Genomic DNA, 21000 nt, shown 5'->3' on the forward strand with positions numbered 1-21000 from the left:
AGATCACCGAACCGCTGACTACAGTGCGGCGGAGAATATGGGTAGTCTCAGACGGACTGCATAAGTTACCGCTTAGTAATGTCGAGGATTCCCTCGAAGAAACCCTCGCAGGCCCGAGGAGCCCCGAAATGCAACTCGCCGCGATCATCGTGTCGCTGGTTCTGATCGTGGTTGGCGTAGCCCTGTTCGCCCGCGCCATCCTGCAGATCTACAACTTCATGCGGCTCGGCCAGAGCGTGCCCGCGGGTACCCGCACCGACGAACCCGTCCAGCGCACCGTCACCGTGGCCAGGGAGTTCCTCGGCCACACCCGGATGAACCGCTGGGGCGTCGTCGGCTTCGCGCACTGGTTCGTGGCGGTGGGGTTCTTCACCCTGCTACTGACGATCGTGAACGCCGTCGGCCAGCTCTTCCAGGCCGACTGGATCCTGCCGGTGATCGGCGACTGGGCGCCGTACAACGTATTCGTCGAGTTCATCGGCACCATGACGGTGCTCGGCATCCTCGTCCTGATCGCCATCCGCCAGCTGAGCCACCCGCGCAGGCCGGGCCGCAAGTCCCGCTTCGCCGGCTCGAACTTCGGCCAGGCGTACTTCGTCGAGGCGGTCATCCTCATCGTCGGCGTCTGCATCTTCATGCTGCACGCCCTCGAAGGGGCCCAGCACAACGTGGACGGCTACGAGGCGTCGTTCTTCATCTCGTACCCCGTGGTGCACTGGCTCGCGGGCATGGACGTCTCCACGCTGCAGAACCTCACCTACTTCTTCGCCGGCCTGAAGATCGCGACCTCCTTCATCTGGATGATCACGGTGGCCCTGAAGACCGACATGGGCGTGGCCTGGCACCGCTTCCTCGCCTTCCCGAACATCTGGTTCAAGCGCAACGCCAAGGGCGAGACCTCGCTGGGCGCGCTGCTGCCGATGACGAGCGGCGGCAAGCCGATCGACTTCACCGACCCCGGTGACGACGACGTCTTCGGCGTCTCCCAGGTCGAGCAGTTCTCCTGGAAGGGCCTGCTGGACTTCTCCACCTGCACCGAGTGCGGCCGCTGCCAGTCGCAGTGCCCCGCCTGGAACACGGGCAAGCCCCTCTCCCCCAAGCTCCTGATCATGTCCCTGCGCGACCACGCGCACGCCAAGGCCCCGTACCTACTGGCCGGCGGCGGCAAGTCCATGGAGGGCGAGGAGAAGGCGTCCGAGGAGCAGCTCAAGGACGTCCCGGCCGCGGCTCTCGCGGAGGCCGAGCGGCCGCTGATCGGCACCGCCGAGGAGAACGGCGTCATCGACCCGGACGTCCTGTGGTCCTGCACCACCTGCGGCGCCTGCGTCGAGCAGTGCCCGGTGGACATCGAGCACATCGACCACATCGTCGACATGCGCCGCTACCAGGTCATGATCGAATCGGCCTTCCCCTCCGAGGCGGGCACGATGCTCAAGAACCTGGAGAAGAAGGGCAACCCCTGGGGCCTGGCCAAGAAGCAGCGCCTGGAGTGGCTCAAGGAGGTCGAGTTCGAGGTCCCGGTCGTCGGCCAGGACATCGAGGACCTCACCGAGGTCGAGTACCTCTACTGGGTCGGCTGCGCGGGCTCCCTGGAGGACCGCGCCAAGAAGACGACCAAGGCCTTCGCGGAACTCCTCCACATCGCGGGCGTCAAGTTCGCGATCATGGGCGGCGACGAGAAGTGCACCGGTGACTCCGCCCGCCGCCTGGGCAACGAGCCCCTGTTCCAGGAGCTCGGCATGGAGAACGTCATGGCGCTGAACATGGCGTTCGGCGAGGAGCTGGACGACGACGGCAAGGTGGTCCCCGAGTCCGCCAAGCCGAAGTCGGCGAAGAAGATCGTCGCCACCTGCCCGCACTGCCTGAACACGATCGGCAACGAGTACCCGCAGCTCGGCGGCGACTACGAGGTCATCCACCACACCCAGCTGCTGCAGCACCTCGTCGACGAGGGCAAGCTGGTCCCGGTCACCCCGGTCGAGGGCATCATCACGTACCACGACCCCTGCTACCTGGGCCGCCACAACAAGATCTACACGCCTCCGCGCGAGATCATCGCGAACGTCCCGGGCCTCAGGAACGAGGAGATGCACCGCCACAAGGAGCGCGGCTTCTGCTGCGGCGCCGGTGGTGCGCGGATGTGGATGGAGGAGCGGATCGGCAAGCGCATCAACAACGAGCGCGTCGACGAGGCCCTCTCCCTCAACCCCGACATCGTCTCGACGGCCTGCCCGTTCTGCCTGGTCATGCTCACGGACTCCGTGAACGGCAAGAAGAACGACGGCAAGGCGAAGGAGTCGATCCAGGTCGTCGACGTCGCCCAGCTCCTGCTGGACTCCGTCAAGACCCCGGCCGACCCGGCGGGCGAGGAGACTCCGGAGACCGCACCGGAGCCCGAGCCGGTCAAGTAACCCGCACGAACACGCCGGCGCCCCCTGTCTCGCAGAAGCCAGGGGGCGCCGCTTTTCTGTCCCGACTCGCGACTCCCGACTCGCGACTCGTTACCTGCTACTCGCGACTCGCTATTCGCCCTTCGGGCCCGCGGACTGAACCACGTCGAACGACCACAGGGTCGCCCCGGAGGCCGCGGGCTTGGGCCGCTCCCCGCCCTCGGAGCCGCCCTGGTGCGCGGACTTCATCGACCCCTCCATCCAGGCCTGGAACGACTCCTCGTCCCGCCACCGCGTGTACACGAGGTACTGATCGGTCCCCTCGACCGGCCGCAGCAACTCGAACCACTCGAACCCGTCGGACCCCTCCACGGCGTGGGCCCGCGAGGCGAACCGCTTCTCCAACACCTCCCGCTGCTCGGCGGGCACGGTCAGTACGTTGATCTTGACTACGCTCATGCCTTCATCCTGCCGCAGGGTGAGTCAGGGAGGGCGACAGCCCCTGGGTGGGCGCCGGCAGCGGATGCGGGTCCCTGTCGTGGGTCAGTCCTCGGGCCGGTGGTGGGTGACCTGTTCCCGCGCGGTGCGCCAGCGCATGCGCGCCTGTTCCAGAACGCTGTCCCACTGACGGCGGACCTCGTGGGCCGACGGCCGGCGCCCCGCACGGATCCGGGTGAGTTCGTCGTGTACCTCCCGTCCCAGCGCCGCGGAGACCACGATCACCAGCATGGCAGCGAACAGCGCTGAGATCATCGCGAAGACGGCGCCGACCGCTCCGTACCGGGCGGCGTAGGAGTTGAACAGTCGCGGCAGGTAGAGGTTCGCCGCCACGGAGTAGGCAGCCGTCAGTACCGCCGCGATGATCCCGAAGGGGACAAGCCTCGACAGATCGATCCGTTTGGCGGACAGGACGCGGCCGCTCCAGGTGAGAAACACAGCGGTCACCGGTGCCTCGGCCAACGCCGCCGCCAGGCCCAGCCGGCCCCCGCCAAGCATCGCCTGGATCCAGCCCAGGACCGCCGCACATACGCCGAGGCTCACCATCCACAGCAGGTCGTTGCGTGTGTTGCGCACGCTCAGGGGTTTCAGTTCCCAGGTTTGTTCGAACAGACGCTGGGTGGCTCGGGCGAAGCTCAGCGTCGAGATCGTCAGGAAGACGATGCCCAGGACTCCCACGGTCGCGTCGGCGCCTTTCGGTGGATCAAGGAGCACATCAACGGCCTCGGCGCCGGTGCCGGTGAGGTGGTAGCGGTTGATGATGCGCTCTGCCGCGTCGTAGTGCACGAGGCCGCTCAGGACGGCGCCGGTGAGGATGGCGAGAGGAACGAGCGCGGTCAGCGCGCTCGATGCGAGAGCGATCGAACGGTCGAAGCCCACGATCTTCTGGAAGCGGTTGACAACTCGCAGGGCGAAAGCCGGACGCAACCAGAACGTCAGCGTTCTGACAAGGCGCTCGCGCGTAAGGGTGTGCCCGGCGATGCGCGGCATACCGCGCCTAGTAACGCAGGGCCCTGGCGACCTCGGTGTGGACGGGGCCGGACAGTTTGCGGTTGCTGTGGGCGGTGGCCTTGGCGTCCTTCCCCGCTCCGACGTCGTTGAGTGTCACCACGGTGGTGTCCAGGAGGTTGCCCGCCTGGTCGCGGAAGTCGACCTGGACCGCGAACGACTTCGCCGAGTCCGCGCTGTTGTGCGCACGCACCGCTACGGTGCTCCGCCCGTCGGCGTCCGTGGCCGGGGTGCCCAGGTGTACGTCGTCCTTGGCGTCGATCCCGTTCTGCACGTCCTCCAGGCGCCGTCTGGCCTCGGCCGATGCCGAAGCCAGCGCGGAAGCGCCCTGCGAGGCCAGCGACGGCACGGCGGAGGAGATCGCCGAGGCCGCCGAGGACGCCACTGAGGAGGCGACGGACGAGGCGACGGAGGAGGCGATGGAGGCCGCCTTGCTGCGACTGGTCGACGCCGTCCCCGAACTGTCGGAGCAACTGGTCATGCCGGCCACGGCACAGGCCAACAGCAGCGCGGTCGCACCACACCGGATGCTTCTCGTCCTCAGACGCCCTGCCATGTCTTCTCCCCTGCCGGACCGGTGGTTACCGACTCCCAGTCAAGGACGCCCGGCCGGAGACCGCACGCCGCACGGGGCCGCGCCGACGCACTTCACCCGGATGGCGCGGCGCCGCCCGCCACCCGCAGTCTCCCGATCCCCGGGCCGGCCCGAATCACCCCGCGCGGGTGAGACACCCCGCTCAGACCACCGGCTCCCCGATCGCCAGCAGGTTGCCCTCACTGTCGTGGAACCAGGCGCCGCGTTCGCCGCGGTAGCCCTTGCTCGGGTAGTTCCCCTCGACCTCGGCGATTCCGCCCACGGTTCGCAGCCCGGGTACGTCCACCTCCTCGAACTCCACTCCGCGCCGCCGGAGTTCGGCCACCACCGCCTCGATGTCCGCCACCTCCCAGGCCATCTGCGTGAACGTGCCGGGCGAGGCCCCCGTCGACCGGAAGACCACGAAGTCCACTCCCCCGCACCGGTACAGCAGCCCGCCGGGCCGCTCGTCCACGGGCTCGAGCCCGAGCACCTCGGCGTAGAAGCGCCGGGCCCGGTCCAGGTCCTGTGCGGGCAGCCGGGTGGCCACCTTCCCCCGGGCCAGGAGCTTCCGTCCGTCTGTGTCCATGTCTCCACTGTGCCGTCTCCCACTGACACCGGCCTGAGAGGATCACCGGGACCGTACGAATGCGGCTGTTGGAATGAATGCTGAGGTGGGGGCGTGACCGTTCTGGTGCTGCTCGGTGTGCTGGTGCTCGTCGTCGGCGGGTGCGTGTGCGTGTGGTGGGCGGCTCGCGGCGGCCCCCGCTGGGCCCGCGCCGTGGCCACCGTGACACTGGCCGCCGGCGAGTTGGTGCGCTGGTCCGAGAAGAACGGCCGCCGGAAGCGCGACGGAGGCGGCGACGGCGACTAGGCCAGGCCTAGGGGGGCGACCGGAAGGCGGACCAGCGCAACAGAGGCTCACCGGAATCCCGTACAACCCTTGCGCCTCACAGGCGGTCTCCTCATCGCGACACCGCGCGATCTCGGGATCATGCGCGACTCTTCGGAGCCCTTCTTGCCAGCCGAACCGGCTCCGGCTCCCTCGTGTCGTCCGCTGCCCGAAGCCCCGCCGGCTGACGCCCTCCGGCCACCACGGCCCCGTACCGCCACCGCCCCACACGACCGGGGACGCCCGTCCGGTGTCCCCGCACGCCGCAGGAGAAGCTGATGCACAAGCCCCTGAGACTCGCCCTCGCGACGGCCACCGCCGTCGCGCTGACGGGCGGGCTGGTCACCGTCACGGCCGCCACCGCGACCGCCGCCGACTCCGTCCACGTCCGGCAGGCCGACTTCAACGGCGACGGGATCGGCGACATCGCCACCTCCGCGTACACCGCGTACGTCAGCGGCCACAAGAACGCCGGCCAGGTCGTCGCCCTCTACGGCACCGCCACCGGCGTCTCCTCCGCCAAGCGCACCACGATCAGCCAGGACACCACCGGCGTCCCGGGCGCCGCCGAGGCCGGCGACGAGTTCGGCGCGGCGCTGGCGTACGCCGACTTCAACCACGACGGCTACGACGACCTCGCCGTCGGCTCCCCGGGCGAGAAGGTCGGCACCGACACGAACGGCGGCTCCCTGGTCATCCTGCTGGGCTCCCGAAGCGGTCTCACCGGCAAGAGCGTCAACGTCCCCGACCCGGCCCCCTCCTCCCACGACTTCTGGGGCATGAACCTGGCGGCCGGCGACTTCGACGGCGACGGCAAGGCCGACCTGGCCGTCGGCAGTTCCTCCAACGTCCTCTACGTCTACAAGGGCGGCTTCACCAACAGCGGTACACCGGGCGGCCGTTACACCATCAAGCCGCCGATCGAGGCGGGCAGCAACGATTCCCCGTACGGCCCGATGCACCTGACCGCGGGCGACGTCAACGGCGACGGCCGCACCGACCTGATCGTCGACGGCTACGAGACGCGGACCTCCCGGCACTGGAACACCAACTACTGGATCCCCGGCACCGCGAGCGGTCTGAGCGTCGTCGGCGCCAAGACCCTGAGGACCGGCGTCGTCACCGGTGTCGGCGACATCAACGGCGACGGCTACGGCGACATCGTCAGCGGCGCCTCCTGGGACGCCACCGCCGACGACGGCGCCACGATCCCGGACTCCGCCAAGGGCGGCAAGGTGAACATCACCTACGGCTCCGCGTCCGGGCCGGGCCGCACCAGCGGCCTCACCCAGGACACCGGCAACGTCCCCGGCGCCTCGGAGACCGGCGACGGCTTCGGCTGGGACCTCGACCTCGGCGACGTCGACGGCGACGGCTTCCAGGACCTGGTGGTCAGCTCCCCGAACGAGGACCTGGGCGGTGTCACCAACACCGGTACGGTCACCGTCCTGTACGGCTCCGCCGCCGGTCTCAACACCACGTCCGGCATGCAGAACATCGCCCAGAGCACGCCCGGCGTCCCCGGTGAGGACGAGAAGAGCGACCTGTTCGGCGCCGACGTCAAGCTCGACGACGTGACCGGCGACGGCAAGGCCGACCTCGTGGTGGGCTCGTACGAGAACGGCGGCGACGGGGCCATCACCTATCTGCCCTCCAACGGCACGAAGATCACCACGACCGGCTCCCGCGCCTTCTCCGCGAGCGCGTCGGGCGTCTCCACCACCGGAACCCCGCAGTTCGGCGCCCTGTTCGCCGACTGACCCGCACCGGCCCGGCATCGGCCGTCCCGCCCCCTTTGGATCTCCCTAGGGGGTGCCTTTACCTCCCCCTTAGGGGATGTCACAGCTCGGCAGCAAAGCCGGGCCCGAACCGCCGGGCCCGGCACGTCACTCTGCGGGACCGGGTACGTTCGAAGACGTGGCTGGATTCAGGATCGGACGCGGCGCCCGGAACAACGGCGCTCCGCAAACGCGACCGCAACAACCCCCGTACGGACAGCAGGCGCCGCAGGGGCCGTCGTACGGCTACCCGCCCGCCCCGCAGCCGTACCCGTACCCGGGACAGGGACACGGGCAGGCGCAGGGACAGGGGCAGTACGGAGGTGGTTACGGCGGCCGGGACGAACCGGAGTACTTCGGTGACGGCGGCTACGCCCCGCAGGGCGGCCCCGACCCGTACGCAGCCAACAACCCGGGCCACACCCAGGCGTTCTCGGTGGGCGAGGACCCGTACAACCAGGGCGAGACCTATCGCGCGGGCTCGGCGCCGGCCGGACCGATCGGTCCCCGGCTGCACTGGAAGGACCTGCTGAGAGGGATCGTCCTCGCCCCCAACCAGACCTTCCTCCAGATGCGCGACTACACGATGTGGGGCCCGGCCCTCGTCGTGACGTTCCTCTACGGCCTGCTCGCGGTCTTCGGCTTCGACGGCGCCCGCTCGGACGCGATCAACGCGACCCTCTCCAACGCGGTGCCGATCGTCCTGACGACCGCCGTGGCGATGGTGATCTCCGCCTTCGTCCTGGGCGTGGTGACCCACACGCTGGCCCGTCAGCTGGGCGGTGACGGGGCCTGGCAGCCCACGGTCGGCCTCTCCATGCTGATCATGTCCCTGACGGACGCGCCCCGTCTGGTCTTCGCCATGTTCTTCGGCGGTGACGCGACGTTCGTCCAGGCCCTGGGCTGGGCGACCTGGGTCGCGGCCGGCGCCCTGCTGACCATGATGGTCAGCCGCTCCCACGACCTGCCGTGGCCGAAGGCCCTGGGCGCGAGCGCGATCCAGCTGATCGCCCTGCTGTCCATCGTGAAGCTGGGGACGTTCTAGACGCTGGGGCCGTTCCCTGGACGCCGGGGACGTTCTGCACACGGCTCGGCGGGGGTGTCAGGCTTCCGGATCCCAGCGCTCCGGTCCCACCCCCCGCCAGTCGATCCACGGCGACTCGGCCGCCTCCGCCGGATCGATCTCCAGACCGGCACGGCGGAGGAACTCCGCCAGATCGACCAGGCTGTGGGCCAGGCCCAGGATCTCCCCGTCCACGCGGACGCGCCGGCCACCGGTGGGTGACGGCGGAAGCACGATCACGCGAATCGGTCCGGACATGCCTTCAGGATCATCCGGTATGTACGGCCCCGCACTCCGGCCTGTCATGCAAGGCTCCCTCCGCCTCTTCCGTCGGCGACCGCCCTCGCCGTCCACACACGGCGAATTATCGCTCACATGTTCGATTCAAACACCACGCCTGTACCCGTTCGATACAGGGGTATGTGTGTGCGAGGGCGAGCGCCACGGGCCGGAGGCTCAGGCGGACACCGCCTGAAGAGGCAGTACGACGACCGCGTAGGCGACGCTCGCGCAGGGCACGGCCGCCGCCAGGGTGAACGCACGCTCGCGGTGCGTGCGGGCCATGAGGAGCGGGACCAGGGCGAAGACGGCGAAGCAGGCCCAGGCCTGGGAGGCGTGATGAAGGTCCCAGGCGGCCATCACCCCCTCCATCCCGAAGAGTCCGGCGAACGCGGCCAGGCCGGCCACGCGCACCCGCGCACCCTCGCCGCGTCGCCACCAGTGACCCGCGACCCCGAACAGCGGTCCGGCCACACACGCCATCCTCAGCCAGACGAGCGGGAAGAGCAGGTCACCCATGCCGTCCCGCCCGAACTCGGCGTAGCCGTAGTACCCCACGACGAGCCCGACCTCCGCGCCGAACCCCCCGACAGCGGCCAGGCGAGCCGACCCCCGGCGGGCGAGCAGGGCACCGCCGACGAACGCCACGGCCGACCAGACGGCACCCGAGTTGGCGAGCTGATTCCACGCGCCCGGGAGCCACCCCTGGGCCAGGTTGGTGAGCACACCGAGCAGCACTCCGCCGGCCGTCGCCGCCATCACCGCCGTCGCGGCACCCCAGGCACCGGGGCCGCCGTTCCGCACCGCCGACTCGTCGGGTATCGCAGTCGCCGCCATGCCGACCTCCACGCTCGCGCACACCGCATTCCTCTTACGAGCGCGCACTATACACACCACGTATACGCGCTGTGTATAGATGCTCGGACCCCAGGTGACCCCAGGCCGGGAAGGCGAGCCCTCGCTCGCCTCAGAGCGCTTCGTTCGACGGAGTGACGGGCTCGCCCGACTTACGCACCACGGGCAGGACACTCCACGGGAAGTTGATCCAGTCGTCCGTGCGCTTCCACACGTACTCGCACTTCACCAGCGACTGCGACTTCTCGTAGATGACGGCGGAGCGGACCTCGGCGACGGCGTCGAGGCAGAAGTCGTGGACCAGTTTCAGGGTCTTGCCGGTGTCGGCCACGTCGTCGGCGATCAGCACCTTCTTGTCGGTGAAGTCGATCGCGTTGGGGACGGGCGCCAGCATCACCGGCATGTCGAGCGTCGTCCCCACGCCGGTGTAGAACTCCACGTTCACCAGGTGGATGTTCTTGCAGTCCAGGGCGTAGGCGAGTCCGCCGGCGACGAAGACACCGCCGCGGGCGATGCTCAGGACGATGTCGGGTTCGTAGCCGTCGTCGGCGATGGCCTGCGCGAGTTCGCGGACGGCCGTGCCGAAGCCCTCGTAGGTGAGGTTCTCGCGCGGGGCGCTCATACCTGCGTCCGGTGGAAGTTGAGGAAGGACCGGGAGGCGGTGGGGCCGCGCTGGCCCTGGTACCGGGAGCCGTAGCGCTCGCTGCCGTAGGGGAACTCGGCGGGCGAGGAGAGGCGGAACATGCACAGCTGGCCGATCTTCATGCCGGGCCACAGCTTGATGGGGAGCGTCGCGAGGTTCGAGAGCTCCAGGGTGACGTGACCGGAGAAGCCGGGGTCGATGAAGCCGGCGGTGGAGTGGGTGACCAGTCCGAGCCTGCCGAGGGAGCTCTTGCCCTCCAGGCGCGAGGCGAGGTCGGTGGGGAGCGTGATGACCTCGTACGTCGAGGCGAGGACGAACTCGCCCGGGTGCAGGATGAACGGCTCGTCGCCCTCCGGCTCCACGAGCCGGGTGAGGTCGACCTGCTCGACGGAGGGGTCGATGTGCGGGTACTTGTGGTTCTCGAACACCCGGAAGAACCGGTCCAGGCGCACGTCGACACTCGACGGCTGCACCATGGATTCGTCGTAGGGATCGATCACCACTCGCCCGGCATCGATCTCGGCCCGGATGTCCTTGTCTGAGAGAAGCACGCCCCGAGGATACGCAAGGCGCGCGGACGGCCCACAATCCTGCCGCGCCACGCGCCTCACATCCGCCTGTTACCGCCGCCCGCTACCGCTTCTCGAGACTGACCGGCACGACACTGCGCAGCCGGGCACAGCGTGGACACCGCATCAGCCGGCCGGGGCCGAGGCGCTCGGCCTGCTGCATCGGGAACGAAGCGGTGCTGAAGACGTGCCCATCGGCACAGCGGACGACGGTGCGCTCCATCAAGTCCATGAGTCCCTTCCCCAAGAGCCGCGCCCGGATGCTGCTCACCGGGCGACAAATGCCACATTACGGGATCGAAGGAACGACTCTCCAGGCGGCACTCCGACCTCACCGGGACCCTCTCCCACCCCTCCACCGTACGCCCCAACTCCGGTGCCCCGCAGCCCTGTCACCACCCCGAAACACAACTCTGGCCCCACGGCTTCAGCGCCGGGGGCCAGGCATGAGGTAAGGTAACGATGCGTTCGGACACCGACTCCGGTCGGCGTCTTACGCGGGTGTAGTTTAATGGTAGAACATCAGCTTCCCAAGCTGAGAGCGCGAGTTCGATTCTCGTCACCCGCTCCAATACGAACCCCCAGGTCATGGACCCGGGGGTTGTTTGTTGTCTAGACCAGTGAACAAGGCGCGCACCACATCCGCACCACTACGGCCAGCCGCACCATACGGCTAGCTGATGGGAGGCAGCATGGGGGCCAGCCCGAGTTCCCTGGACATCGAGCGCAGGAACTGCTTGCGCGGCTTCCCACTGATCATCTCGTCGAAGGCCCGCCCAGCCCAAATCAGACACATGGCCAGAGTCACTTCAACCACGGAGGCGACACCCTCCTTGGGCTCACTCCGAAGGCTAGGAGGCTCGCTCGCCCACTCGACGAATTCAGAGGCGCTGGTCGCGCTTGGGTGCGCGTAGCCGCAGAGATAGCGATACACGGCGTACAGCTCCCGATTGGGGGCGATCTCGTCACACTGCGCCTGGAACCTGCGGAAGATCTCGCTCTCGTCGGTCTTCTCGACCGGCGCCCCCTTGATCGAGTCGATGAGATCCTGCGGCACGTTGAACCCCTTCTGCATGTCCTCGGCAGCAGCTCGGTTCACGCGGCTACCCTCGGCAAACACCCCGCGCGCACCGGCGTCGCCCTTCTGCCAGAGCCAGTGAAGGCTGATGGTGGTCTCGAATATGGTGCGGAGCAGAATCAATGCCTCATGCCCGTATCCACGATCAACGAGATGCAGAGACGCCTCGGCGAGACGGTGTACCTCGGTGCACCATCCATGCCCGATGAGGACGGGCCGGTACGTGCGCTGCTTCGTCTCGATGCGTCCGACCGTCCGATAGTTGGCGACCATCCTCTCGACTGCGTCGCGGTACTGCTGCGGAGTGACGCTACTCATCTACCTTCCCGTCTCGAATTGGGAGATAAAGATACTTGAGTACAAACAGAATGTTGCGCGAATTTCCGTCCACTCAACGCATAGCGCAGTGGACCACCAACCGGCGTGCGGGAGGGGAGGGTTGAGACCCTCCCCTCCCGCACGATGCCAATCCCTCCTTCTCAACCGGTGTACTTGCCGCCCTCCTGCTTCGCACGTTCGGCGCGGACCAGCTCGTCGAGGCCGGCCGCGAGGTCACGCTGGCGCTCCTCGTCGGAGTGCTGATAGATCAGCGCGGCTTTCTCCGAGGATTGGCCGGCACGCACCATCGTGTCCTTGAGAGTGGCGCCCGAACGGGTCGAGAGCGTGTGTCCGGTGTGACGAAGGTCGTAGAAGCGGAAGCCGTCCGGGAGGCCGACGACGACCGCGCGGGCACGCCGCCACTTCCGGCCGAAGGAAGTACGCCGGAAAGGCGCGCCCTTCTCGCCGACGAAGACCAGGCCGTCAGGCCCCTTCTCGGCGAACCATGCGAGGTGCTGCTTCACCTCCTTGTGGAGGAAGGCCGGGAGTACGACGGCCCGGACTCCCGCGTCGGATTTGGTCTCGCCGGGAGCACGCTTGCCGTTCGTCCGCTCCGGTTCGGCGACGCGGACTCGGATCACCAAGTTGTCGGGGTCGACGTCTTGGCGGCGTAGGCCGGCCAGCTCCTCGGGGCGCATCGGTCCGTAGGCGCCGAGGTAGACCATGAGCCGCCAGCGGATACCGATCGCTTCGGCCAGGGCGTCGACCTGGGCGACGGTGGCGATACGACGCTCAGCAGCCGACTCCTTGCCCGCGCCCTTGATGCGGCAAGGGTTACGGCTGATCAGTTCGTCGTCAACGGCGGTGTCCATGATGCTTTTCACGAGCCTGTACGCCTTGGCGACCGTGGTCTTAGCTCCGGTGGTGCGAAGCCGTTCGGCACGCCACTCGCGGACCCGAGGAGCGGTGATCTCGTCCAGGTCGAGGGCGCCGAAGGTCGGGAAGATGTGCAGCCGGAAAAGGTCGTCGTACAGGTCGACGGTACGAACGGCCAACTCCCGCTCCTCGACCCACTTCTCGGCGTAGATGCGGAAGTTGACCGCGCCCGCGTCGGGAGCACGCCAGTCGCCGCGGCTCAGATCCGCCTCGACCTGGGACAGCCAGATCTCCGCGTCCGCCTTCGTGTCGAAGGTTTCGGGTGCGTGGATGCGGTTTCCGTCAGGGCCGATGTACGAAGCCGCCCAACGCCCGGAGCGGTACTGCCGGACCGCGCCGAAGCGCCGACGCCTGCCCTTCTTGTTGGCCATCAGGCAGCCCTCCGCAGTCCGGTACGGCGGATCCGGATCGGCTCGACAGTGCGCGCCCCGATGTACTCGACGACCGCGCTTTCGGGGATGCGGACATGCCGGCCGACCTTCACGTACCGGATACGCCGCTCCTCGATCAGTCGCCGGGGGAAACGGGCGGTCGTACCGAGCAGCTCCGCGACCTGGTCGACAGAGAGATAGCGGTCGGTCGTCATACGGTCGGTTCTCCTTCCGTCCCGGGAGCGGGTTCGAGGGTTGCGGCAAGCCAGGTCTCGGTAGCGCTGAGGCCCGTACCGGCGAACACCCAGTGGGAAAGGACGAGTGTGGAATCGCCGTCCTGCGGGACGGGCGGGGGTGTCTGGGCTCGCCGCCAGTCGGCGCGCGCGGTGCGGAGGGCGCCGAGGGTGGTGGAGTAGCGGCGGGACTTGGTGGAGAAGTGGCCACGGAAGCCGAGCATGTGGGCCCAGGCGCGCAGGCGGAGATGTTCGAGGCTCTTGCGTGCGCCGAGGTCCCAGGCGGTTCGGATCAGGCGGCGGGCGTGGTCGCTGATGTCGAGCTGGGCGAGTTCAGCGGCGAACTTCAGGGGGCGGTCGAGAGCTCCCGTCGCGGTCTCGGCGCCCTTGGTGGCGTACTTGGCGATGTAGCTGGCGACCGCGCGCTCGGTCAGCTCCTGGCCGTCGTTGAAGTCGGCGGATTTGATGGTGCGGACGTCGAGTTGACGGCCGAAGGTAAACGCGTGGGTGCGCCTGTCGATGGTGGGGCCGTCCACGCGGGCCTTGGCGGTTGCGGTGCGGATGGCGTCGGTGAGCAGTTCGGCGGTGGCCCAAGGCGGGGGCGGCGTTTCTCCGCCTCCGGGGCCGTCGATGCGGATGACGGCGTGGAAGTGGACGGCGCCGCGCTTTTGGTATTCGGCGACCTTGGCGAAGGAGACGCGGGCGTGGTCGCGGAACCGGCGTTGCGAGAGGCCCGCGCGCTTGGCGACTTCCCGGCGCAGGTAGGTCGAGAAGCGCTGCCAGAGCTGACCGGCGTGGGCGTTCCAGAGCACGGCTGCTTCGTAGTCGTAGGTATCTGGGTCGAGCGGGGTGCCGAGGGTGTCGTCGTCCTGGTCGTGGTGGACGCCGCAGCGGCAGGGACGGCCGCTGGAGGGGCGGTTGTGGACCGGGCCGAAGCTCGGGGCGGTGAAGGTGGCGAACACGCGGGGGTGGGTGGCGACGTGTTCGGGAGTGCCCTTGCCGCCGCGCAGTCCTGCGGTGATCAGGTGGAAGGTGTCGCGGCGGTAGACCTCCGCGCAGGCCGGGCAGCGGGTGGTGCGGCGGTTGTTGCAGCGGACGAGGAGTTGGCCGGCGGGAAGGTCGGTCGAGTCGAGGTGATGAAGGACGTTGCCGATCTCGCCGGTGGTGGTGTCGACGTCGTACTCGGTGCGGTGGCCGTCGAGGCGGATGGGGTGGGTGCAGCCGCCGAGGGTGGAGAGCTGGCGGAGGATACCCGGGAGCGTGCCCTGTGCGGCCAGATTCGCGACTTCCGGGAGTGGGGCCGGAGTGGTGCGGGTGAAGATGGCTTTCTCCTTCTGGCTGGCTCGGTCGGGAGGAACAGGCCCCGGGGCGGCGTAATGCTTGGTCGTGTGCCGCCGCCCCGGTGGCCCGGAGGGCGCCGGCGTTAGCGCCGGTTGTGGTCGCGGAGCATGGAGCGCAGGACGACGGCCGCGACGGCCACGGAGATGGCCGTGACGGCGACGGCGGCCAGGAGCGCGGTGAGGACGACGCCGCCGACGAGCACGACCGCGACCGTGTTCTTGTCGATGGAGACCGACGGCAGGGAGCGCCGCACGGGCACCGGGTCGGTCGTGATCGGGGCGTGGGTGTGCGCGGGCGGCGGGGTGGGGTTGTCGGGGTACTTGGGCAGGAACACGGCGAACCCTTTCTGATCTACTCGTCTAGTCATGTGAGCCGTTTATGACGTCCACGCCGGAGCGCGTGCCGGACTCGATGGCGGGCGCCATGAAGGTGTGGGAGAGCCAGAAGCCGAAGAGGGCGATCAGGACGACGACCCAGGTGCGGACGCCGAGGAACTTGACCGCTCCCCAGGCGAAGAAGCCGAGGACGAAGACGAGCGGGAGGCTGACGGTCACGGCGGGAAGATCCCTTTCAGCGGATGGGGCAGCGGTGGGTGCGGGCGGCCAGTTCGGCGGCGGCGCGGCTGTCGTAGTCGGCGGAGAAGCCGCAGCGCGGAGCGGTGCAGGCGGCGGTGTGCTTCTCACGGCCCCGGCCGTCGTAGGAGGTGGCGACCTGGACCGGGCCGATCCGGGTGACGTTGCGGAAGCGGCGGTTGGCGCTCATGGTCAGTCCTCCTGTCGCAGGCTGGAGCCGGGGAACTCCTTCAAGATCCGCACAGCTTCGGCTGCGTCTGACGTGCGATCGGCGGCCTCCTCCGCCAGGAGCCGGGCCAGCGTCGGGTGTCCGGTGTCAGCCATCTGGCGGGCCGCTTCGAGGTAGTCGGCGGCGGTGTTGAAGCAGAAGAGCGGCATGGTTCCTCCTGTTCAGGCGAGTTGTGCAGCGATGGCTTCGGCCATGGGGGCCGGGACGCCGAGGCGGGCGCGGAGGGTCGGGGTGTCGATCGGGACGCCGGTGCGGGCGTGGTGTTCGGCGGCGACTTTGCGCGCGTGTTCGACCAGGGCGACCGGGACCGGTACGGCTGGACGCTCGGGTTGCTCGATGGCGGGGTGGGCAGGTGGTTTGGGGGCGGGTTCGGGCGCGTGCTCCTGGTCCCCGATCACCTCGACGTCGTGCTCGGTGGCGTTGTCCGGTTCCGCCGTCGGGGTGGAGTGGGCGAGGAGAGTGCCGCCGAGGAAGGCGACGGCGGGCCAGCCCGCGACGAGGATGCGCAGCCAGGCCGGCACCTGGTGGATGTCGAGCAGTCCTGCGGTGGCCACGTTGGCGCCGAGGGACGCGGTCAGGGCGATGACGAACCAGCACCAGGAGGAACCTTTGCCGCCCCCAGAGCGGAGCCGGCGCCAGGCGGCGACGAGCAGCAGGTCAACACTGATCGGGTAGGCCCACGCTTTCCAGCCGTCCTGTCCGGCCGCCGCGGCGATGTCGTGCAGGTGGGCGAAGGACAGCGCGGCGGCGATGAGCGCTTGGACGAGTACCGCGTCAACGCGGGCCAGCAGGGCGCGCACGATGCGCCTCCTTCCGGTTTCGGGCATGGCGGGGGTAGGGACGTGGCGTGATGCGGTCACGCCGACCGGGGTGGGATGGAAGGTCAGTCGGTCACCGGGTGCGGCTTGACGACCGGGGCCGGGGTCTCGACCGGTCGAACCGGCACGTCCGGGCGGAAGGGCTGGAGCGCGGGCAGGTCGGGGGCCAGGTGCGCGGAGGCGCGGCAGATCTCGGCGGCGTCGCCGAGGGAGAGGTAGGGGGTGCGGATGCGGGACCAGCCACCGGAGGTGTCACCGGCCACGGCGAGGCCCGGGCGCTCGGGGGCTATGGCGCAGGCCGCCATGACCGCTTCCGGGGCGATGTCGCCCAGCGCCATCTTGGCGGAGGCTTCGTCGTTGACGCGGTGACAGACGCGGCCGGTGAGCTGGGCCCGGAGCATGGTGGCACCCTTGCCAAGTTCGGCGCCGAAGCGCTGCCCGCACACCTCCAGGTAGATGCCGGCCGCGCGGCCGAGCTGGGCGAGCCGGATGAGCTGGGTGACCATCTCATCCCGCCGTTCCTCGTCCTTCTTCGTGGCGACGAGGAAGAGTTCGGCGACCTCGTCGACGAACAGCACGATCGGCGTCGGGCGTTGGTGCTCGGGCAGGCCCCAGATGTCGGAGGTGATCTCCTCGTCGGGGGTGTCTGGGGCGATGCCCTGCCGGGCCTTGATCAGGTCGTATCGGTCCTCCATTTCCTTGACGAGCACAGGCAGCAGCTCGGCCGCCTGCTCGGGGTCGGTGGCGAGTGCCGAGAGCCGGGCGGCGAACGGCGCCAGCTCTACACCGCGCTTGCAGTCAATGCCGACCAGGGCGACCGGCTGCGGGGCCAGGCCGGTGATGAGGTGGCGCAGGTACATCGACTTGCCGGACAGGGTGGCGCCGAGGGTGAGTTGGTGCGGGATGGTGCGGTAGTCGCGCACGAAGGGCATGGCGTCCTCGCGCAGCGCGACCGGGATGGACAGATAACCGCCGCCGACCTTGCGCGGCATGCGCACGCGCCGCAGAACGTCGAAGCCGACGAGCCGCAGTTCGACCACGCCCGGCTTGACGGTGGTGACGTACACGGCGTGAACGCCCCAGGCGTGCCGCAGTCGTTCGGCGGAGGCGGCGACGTCGGCGGGTTCCTGACCCGGAGCGAGCCGCAGCCGGATCCGCAGCCCGGTCGAAGTGGGCCGGATCAGGCCCCGGCGCGGCGGAACGGGCCGCACCTCACGGTTGGTGGTCGCCTTGACCGCCAGCACCCGCAGCCGGGAGGGGGCCACGGTGAGCCCGCAGGCATCCATGACCGAGCCGTAGGAGCCGAGGAGCCTGGCGGTGGATATCGGCAGGCCGATGGTGGACCAGTACACGCCCGGGTGCTTGGCCCGGGTGTAGGCGGCCCCGCCGCCGAGCGCGGCGAGGGGACCACCCACCTCCAGGAGTGTCGTCAGGTCGGTCATCAGGCGGCGGCCTCCGTGCCGGTCGCCGGGAAGGCGGCCGGGGTGACGGCGGCGGCGCGGAAGGCGATGCCGTGACGCTTCTGCCCGTTGAACACGGACTCCCACGGCCGGGCGACCAGCCCCGGCAGCGAGACCGGCGCACCCAGCGCCAGCCCCTCGGACACACCGCCCTCCGGGACGGTGACCTTGATCAGCGACGACTCGCCGTCCTCGATGTGGACGACGCCGATCGTCATGAGCGCCTCACCGCTGACGGCGTCCTTGGCGATCTCGCCGGTCTGCCGGTCACGGACCTTGGGCTCGGGAGCCTCGGTCAGCAGGATCGTCGCGGCCGAGGTCTCAACGCGGATGGTACGCAAGGAGCTTCCCCTATCTACTCGTCTATACATGTAGCGTTCTGCGAGCCCGATCCCGGGATCGCGTGGACCACTATGCATCACAACTTGGCCACTCGTCTATACGAGTATGCCTGTTGGGGTGTACGAGTCCGGGAATCGCCCCCGCGCACCACCGCAAACCATGACGATCAGGTCGCTGGAAGCTGGTACGACAGCACGTATGCGTCAGCCGCCATGACCGTGTCGCAGACCTCGACGGCCCGTCCCTCGGTGTCGAAGGCAGTCCGGATCAGATGAATGACCGGGACGCCGGAGGCCAGCCGGAGCGTCTTCACCTCCGCCGGCGAGGGCATCCGCGCCCGGATCTCCTCCTCGAAGTGGTCGAGGCGGTGGCCGAGTTCTTCGAGGCGGGCGTAGATACCGCCCGGCCCGGGGTTGGGTTCGGCGATCTGCGTGCCGCGCGCGATATCGAGCGGCAGGAAGGACGTGGCGAACTCGACCGGCCGCCCGTCCAGCAGATACCGCCGCCGCCGGGCCAGCACCCGCCGCACGGACCCGAGCCGCGCGGAGACGTCCGGACTGGCCTTCTCCTCCTTCACCTCCAACGAGTCAACCTGGGGGTGACTGCCGGCGGCATCGGCCTCGACGATGAACGCGGACTTGCCCTGCTCACGGTGCCGTCGCGCGAACCGGTCCGAGGCCAGACGCCTTACAGGCGGCCGAGGACGTACGAAGACGCCCTTGCCGTGCTCGGCGTGCACGAGCCCTTCACCCTGGAGGATGGAGAAGGAGTTTCGGACCGTCATACGGGATACCCCGTAATGCTCGACAAGGTCGGCCTCCGAGGGCAGCTTGTCGCCCTCGTGGAATCGCCCACGGTCGATGGCCTCGCGTAGCTGGTCGGCGATCTGCCGGAAAACCGCACGATCACTCGTGGGGTCGAGGTCGCCGAGGAGGCCGGAAGGAAGAGGGCTCACGCGTACTCCTTTAGGTATCTAGACGTGTGGGCGAGTCTTGTTGCTACGGTGGAGAGCCTAGCCAGCCGAGAGGGCCGAGGAACGTGAGCATGGACCGTCCGCACTCCGTGAGCGTCGCCGGAGTGATCGTCGACGCCCAGAACCGGGCCCTCTTGATCCAACGCCGCGACAACGGCAAGTGGGAACCCCCGGGCGGCGTCCTCGAACGCGAGGAAACCATCTCCGAGGCACTGCAACGCGAAGTCCTCGAAGAAACCGGCATCAAGATCGCGCTTCCCGCGACCCTGACCGGCGTCTACAAGAACATGACGGGCCTGATCGTCTCGCTGGTCTTCCGCTGCCAGGCCGCCGACGGCGTGCCCACCACCGGCGACGAGACTCGTGCACTGCGCTGGGCCACCCGTGAAGAAGTCTCCGACCTTGCCGACGAGGCGTACGCGATCCGTGTGCTTGACGCACTCGACGCGGCGTCCCCGCCGGCCATCCGCGCCCACGACGGCGTGAAACTCGTCTAGCCCGAACCCGCTGCACATGGCGGCCTACCAGCATAAAGGAACTTGTATGCACGAGTATACGAGTACAGCCCGGGTCTGGGGACTGTCTTGCCCAGGATTCCCGGAAGAAGTGAGCCGGGCCCGCCGCTGGACCCGCGACATCCTGCGCGGCTCGCCCCTGGCCGAGGACGCCGAACTGATCGTGAGCGAGCTGAGCGCGAACGCGATCCTCCACACGGCCAGCGGGCGTGAGCGTGGCAGCTTCCATCTGGCCCTGGCGGTATCGGCGCAGGTGGTCGCGCTGTCGGTGACGGACGAGGGAGGAACGGGCAGCGCCCCGAAGGTCGAGCGCCAGGACCAGGAGGCCGAGCACGGCCGAGGGCTGGGCATGGTCAGTGCACTCGCACACCGCGTCATCGTCCATGACAGCCAAGGCGGCTACACCATCACCGCGGAGCTCTTCACCGACGGCCACGCAGGAGGTTCGTGGTGACACCGACCTCGACCGAAGCCTTACCCGGACCGGCCAGCACACGGTGCGCGACGTTCCAGTGCCTCGCCGCCGCCTATCCCCATCACCAGCCCCGCTCCATCACTTTGAGCGTCCACGAGGCCGGGAGCGCCCGCCTGGCATTGCGCTGGCTCAAGGAACGTACGAGCCACATCATCGACCAACTCGACACCCCACACGCCCAGCCAGGCTGCCACTGGCTCACCGACGAGGCCGAGCACGAACGCGCCCTCACCTACCTGACCACCGGCACGGCCTACCAACTCACCCTCTACGACGAGCACACCCGCTACGTCCTCGTCGCCTACCCACCAGGACCGGCCGCATGAAGACACTCACCCCCGGCTACTGGTGCGAATGCTGGACCCAAGACCTCACCACCGGACAGCCGCCAGCCCTGCGAGCATCCTTCGATGCCTACTCGGCGCCCCAGGCCGACAGATGGATCGCGGTCGCCCTGCGCACCATTTCACCGGCTCTCGATGCGGACGCATCCGAAGAGGCATGGGAATGGCTCTACAACGGGCGCATCGAGACGAGGCGGGCCCTGCTACGCGCTGAACCCTGCATGGTGTCAGTCACCCAGGCCAACACCCGCATCACCTGGACGATCCGCCCCGTCCTCTTCGTGCCAGTTGCCCACCGTCAGGGCACCCAACTCCCAGCCTGCGCATACGCCTTCACGCCCCATCCGACCGTGTCGAGTCTCAGTTGATGGTTGACGGGTTGGCGTCGGGTGATGCTTGACGTCTGACCTAGACGATCAAGTGACGAATTGCCTCCCTTCACAACC

Annotated in this window: 29 protein-coding genes and 1 tRNA gene; 9 read left to right on the forward strand and 21 right to left on the reverse strand. The window is 68.7% G+C overall.

What is annotated here, in order from left to right:
* Positions 1-128 precede the first annotated feature (128 nt).
* A complete protein-coding gene (locus tag ACWCQ1_RS15270) occupies positions 129-2411 on the forward strand; it encodes a heterodisulfide reductase-related iron-sulfur binding cluster (RefSeq protein ID WP_358598419.1) in 2283 nt (760 codons plus the stop codon).
* Positions 2412-2522: 111 nt separating this feature from the next.
* On the opposite strand, the gene ACWCQ1_RS15275 is transcribed toward ACWCQ1_RS15270, so the two are convergent.
* The 4 genes from ACWCQ1_RS15275 to ACWCQ1_RS15290 form a co-directional block, all read right to left on the reverse strand.
* Positions 2523-2849 carry an antibiotic biosynthesis monooxygenase family protein gene (locus tag ACWCQ1_RS15275; protein WP_133044140.1) on the reverse strand — a complete coding sequence of 109 codons (327 nt, stop codon included), beginning with the start codon at positions 2847-2849 and terminating at the stop codon, positions 2523-2525.
* Positions 2850-2933: 84 nt separating this feature from the next.
* A complete protein-coding gene (locus tag ACWCQ1_RS15280; RefSeq protein WP_358597962.1) occupies positions 2934-3878 on the reverse strand; it encodes a YhjD/YihY/BrkB family envelope integrity protein in 945 nt (314 codons plus the stop codon).
* Between the two features lie 7 nt (positions 3879-3885).
* Positions 3886-4377: a hypothetical protein gene (locus ACWCQ1_RS15285; RefSeq protein WP_358597959.1), complete on the reverse strand. Its 492-nt coding sequence runs from the start codon at positions 4375-4377 to the stop codon at positions 3886-3888.
* Positions 4378-4633: 256 nt separating this feature from the next.
* Positions 4634-5059: a VOC family protein gene (locus tag ACWCQ1_RS15290; RefSeq protein ID WP_133044137.1), complete on the reverse strand. Its 426-nt coding sequence runs from the start codon at positions 5057-5059 to the stop codon at positions 4634-4636.
* 93 nt (positions 5060-5152) lie between these two features.
* Between ACWCQ1_RS15290 and ACWCQ1_RS15295 the strand changes: the two genes are divergently transcribed.
* From ACWCQ1_RS15295 to ACWCQ1_RS15305, 3 genes are all read left to right on the forward strand, one after another.
* Positions 5153-5344: a hypothetical protein gene (locus ACWCQ1_RS15295; RefSeq protein ID WP_451026658.1), complete on the forward strand. Its 192-nt coding sequence runs from the start codon at positions 5153-5155 to the stop codon at positions 5342-5344.
* Positions 5345-5640: 296 nt separating this feature from the next.
* Entirely contained in the window at positions 5641-7122 is a 1482-nt protein-coding gene (locus tag ACWCQ1_RS15300) for an FG-GAP repeat domain-containing protein (protein WP_451026659.1), read from the forward strand.
* Positions 7123-7198: 76 nt separating this feature from the next.
* On the forward strand, positions 7199-8185 hold the full coding sequence (locus tag ACWCQ1_RS15305) for a Yip1 family protein (RefSeq protein ID WP_358597951.1): 987 nt from the start codon (positions 7199-7201) through the stop codon (positions 8183-8185).
* A gap of 57 nt (positions 8186-8242) precedes the next feature.
* Here ACWCQ1_RS15305 and ACWCQ1_RS15310 read toward each other — a convergent pair whose 3' ends face one another.
* From ACWCQ1_RS15310 to ACWCQ1_RS15330, 5 genes are all read right to left on the reverse strand, one after another.
* A complete protein-coding gene (locus ACWCQ1_RS15310; RefSeq protein WP_207929794.1) occupies positions 8243-8461 on the reverse strand; it encodes a hypothetical protein in 219 nt (72 codons plus the stop codon).
* 198 nt (positions 8462-8659) lie between these two features.
* The gene (locus ACWCQ1_RS15315; protein WP_451026660.1) at positions 8660-9319 is read right to left on the reverse strand and encodes a DUF6518 family protein; all 660 of its coding nucleotides are present in this window, start codon (positions 9317-9319) and stop codon (positions 8660-8662) included.
* Between the two features lie 130 nt (positions 9320-9449).
* Entirely contained in the window at positions 9450-9959 is a 510-nt protein-coding gene (locus ACWCQ1_RS15320; protein ID WP_358597945.1) for a phosphoribosyltransferase, read from the reverse strand.
* A complete protein-coding gene (gene dcd, locus ACWCQ1_RS15325) occupies positions 9956-10531 on the reverse strand; it encodes a dCTP deaminase (RefSeq protein ID WP_133044131.1) in 576 nt (191 codons plus the stop codon). The genes ACWCQ1_RS15320 and dcd overlap by 4 nt, the downstream gene beginning before the upstream one ends.
* Before the next feature lie 82 nt (positions 10532-10613).
* Positions 10614-10781, reverse strand: a complete 168-nt coding sequence (locus ACWCQ1_RS15330; protein ID WP_165954844.1) for a hypothetical protein — start codon at positions 10779-10781, stop codon at positions 10614-10616.
* Positions 10782-11046: 265 nt separating this feature from the next.
* Between ACWCQ1_RS15330 and ACWCQ1_RS15335 the strand changes: the two genes are divergently transcribed.
* Positions 11047-11120 (forward strand) — tRNA-Gly (locus ACWCQ1_RS15335).
* A gap of 102 nt (positions 11121-11222) precedes the next feature.
* On the opposite strand, the gene ACWCQ1_RS15340 is transcribed toward ACWCQ1_RS15335, so the two are convergent.
* The 12 genes from ACWCQ1_RS15340 to ACWCQ1_RS15395 form a co-directional block, all read right to left on the reverse strand.
* Complete coding sequence (locus ACWCQ1_RS15340; RefSeq protein ID WP_451026661.1) at positions 11223-11945, reverse strand: DUF5677 domain-containing protein; 723 nt, start codon at positions 11943-11945, stop codon at positions 11223-11225.
* Positions 11946-12106: 161 nt separating this feature from the next.
* Positions 12107-13252 (reverse strand): tyrosine-type recombinase/integrase, encoded by a 1146-nt coding sequence (locus ACWCQ1_RS15345; protein ID WP_451026662.1) that lies wholly within the window; start codon positions 13250-13252, stop codon positions 12107-12109.
* Positions 13252-13467, reverse strand: a complete 216-nt coding sequence (locus tag ACWCQ1_RS15350) for an excisionase family DNA-binding protein (RefSeq protein WP_451026663.1) — start codon at positions 13465-13467, stop codon at positions 13252-13254. Before ACWCQ1_RS15350 ends, ACWCQ1_RS15345 begins: the two co-directional genes overlap by 1 nt.
* Complete coding sequence (locus ACWCQ1_RS15355; protein WP_451026678.1) at positions 13464-14762, reverse strand: replication initiator; 1299 nt, start codon at positions 14760-14762, stop codon at positions 13464-13466. Before ACWCQ1_RS15355 ends, ACWCQ1_RS15350 begins: the two co-directional genes overlap by 4 nt.
* Before the next feature lie 146 nt (positions 14763-14908).
* Positions 14909-15160, reverse strand: coding sequence for a SpdD protein (locus ACWCQ1_RS15360; protein ID WP_451026679.1), 252 nt, complete (start codon positions 15158-15160; stop codon positions 14909-14911).
* Positions 15161-15185: 25 nt separating this feature from the next.
* Entirely contained in the window at positions 15186-15380 is a 195-nt protein-coding gene (locus tag ACWCQ1_RS15365) for a hypothetical protein (RefSeq protein WP_240869941.1), read from the reverse strand.
* A 16-nt stretch (positions 15381-15396) separates the two neighbouring features.
* Positions 15397-15588 carry a mobile element transfer protein gene (locus tag ACWCQ1_RS15370; protein WP_046709297.1) on the reverse strand — a complete coding sequence of 64 codons (192 nt, stop codon included), beginning with the start codon at positions 15586-15588 and terminating at the stop codon, positions 15397-15399.
* A 2-nt stretch (positions 15589-15590) separates the two neighbouring features.
* The gene (locus ACWCQ1_RS15375; RefSeq protein WP_451026664.1) at positions 15591-15776 is read right to left on the reverse strand and encodes a hypothetical protein; all 186 of its coding nucleotides are present in this window, start codon (positions 15774-15776) and stop codon (positions 15591-15593) included.
* A gap of 12 nt (positions 15777-15788) precedes the next feature.
* Positions 15789-16427, reverse strand: coding sequence for a DUF2637 domain-containing protein (locus ACWCQ1_RS15380; RefSeq protein ID WP_451026665.1), 639 nt, complete (start codon positions 16425-16427; stop codon positions 15789-15791).
* Positions 16428-16510: 83 nt separating this feature from the next.
* Positions 16511-17887, reverse strand: a complete 1377-nt coding sequence (locus ACWCQ1_RS15385) for an FtsK/SpoIIIE domain-containing protein (protein WP_451026666.1) — start codon at positions 17885-17887, stop codon at positions 16511-16513.
* The gene (locus ACWCQ1_RS15390; RefSeq protein ID WP_451026667.1) at positions 17887-18246 is read right to left on the reverse strand and encodes an SCO3933 family regulatory protein; all 360 of its coding nucleotides are present in this window, start codon (positions 18244-18246) and stop codon (positions 17887-17889) included. Before ACWCQ1_RS15390 ends, ACWCQ1_RS15385 begins: the two co-directional genes overlap by 1 nt.
* A 167-nt stretch (positions 18247-18413) precedes the next feature.
* Complete coding sequence (locus tag ACWCQ1_RS15395) at positions 18414-19202, reverse strand: GntR family transcriptional regulator (protein WP_249841566.1); 789 nt, start codon at positions 19200-19202, stop codon at positions 18414-18416.
* A 107-nt stretch (positions 19203-19309) separates the two neighbouring features.
* On the opposite strand from ACWCQ1_RS15395, the gene ACWCQ1_RS15400 reads away from it, so the two are divergent.
* Genes ACWCQ1_RS15400 through ACWCQ1_RS15415 form a run of 4 tightly spaced genes read left to right on the forward strand, consistent with a single transcriptional unit; the run spans position 19310 to position 20922 of the window.
* On the forward strand, positions 19310-19717 hold the full coding sequence (locus tag ACWCQ1_RS15400; protein WP_451026680.1) for an NUDIX hydrolase: 408 nt from the start codon (positions 19310-19312) through the stop codon (positions 19715-19717).
* Between the two features lie 46 nt (positions 19718-19763).
* Complete coding sequence (locus ACWCQ1_RS15405; RefSeq protein WP_451026668.1) at positions 19764-20189, forward strand: ATP-binding protein; 426 nt, start codon at positions 19764-19766, stop codon at positions 20187-20189.
* Complete coding sequence (locus ACWCQ1_RS15410) at positions 20186-20536, forward strand: hypothetical protein (RefSeq protein WP_451026669.1); 351 nt, start codon at positions 20186-20188, stop codon at positions 20534-20536. Before ACWCQ1_RS15405 ends, ACWCQ1_RS15410 begins: the two co-directional genes overlap by 4 nt.
* Complete coding sequence (locus ACWCQ1_RS15415; protein WP_451026670.1) at positions 20533-20922, forward strand: hypothetical protein; 390 nt, start codon at positions 20533-20535, stop codon at positions 20920-20922. The genes ACWCQ1_RS15410 and ACWCQ1_RS15415 overlap by 4 nt, the downstream gene beginning before the upstream one ends.
* Positions 20923-21000: the final 78 nt, after the last annotated feature.

The organism is Streptomyces sp. NPDC002144, assembly GCF_053593695.1.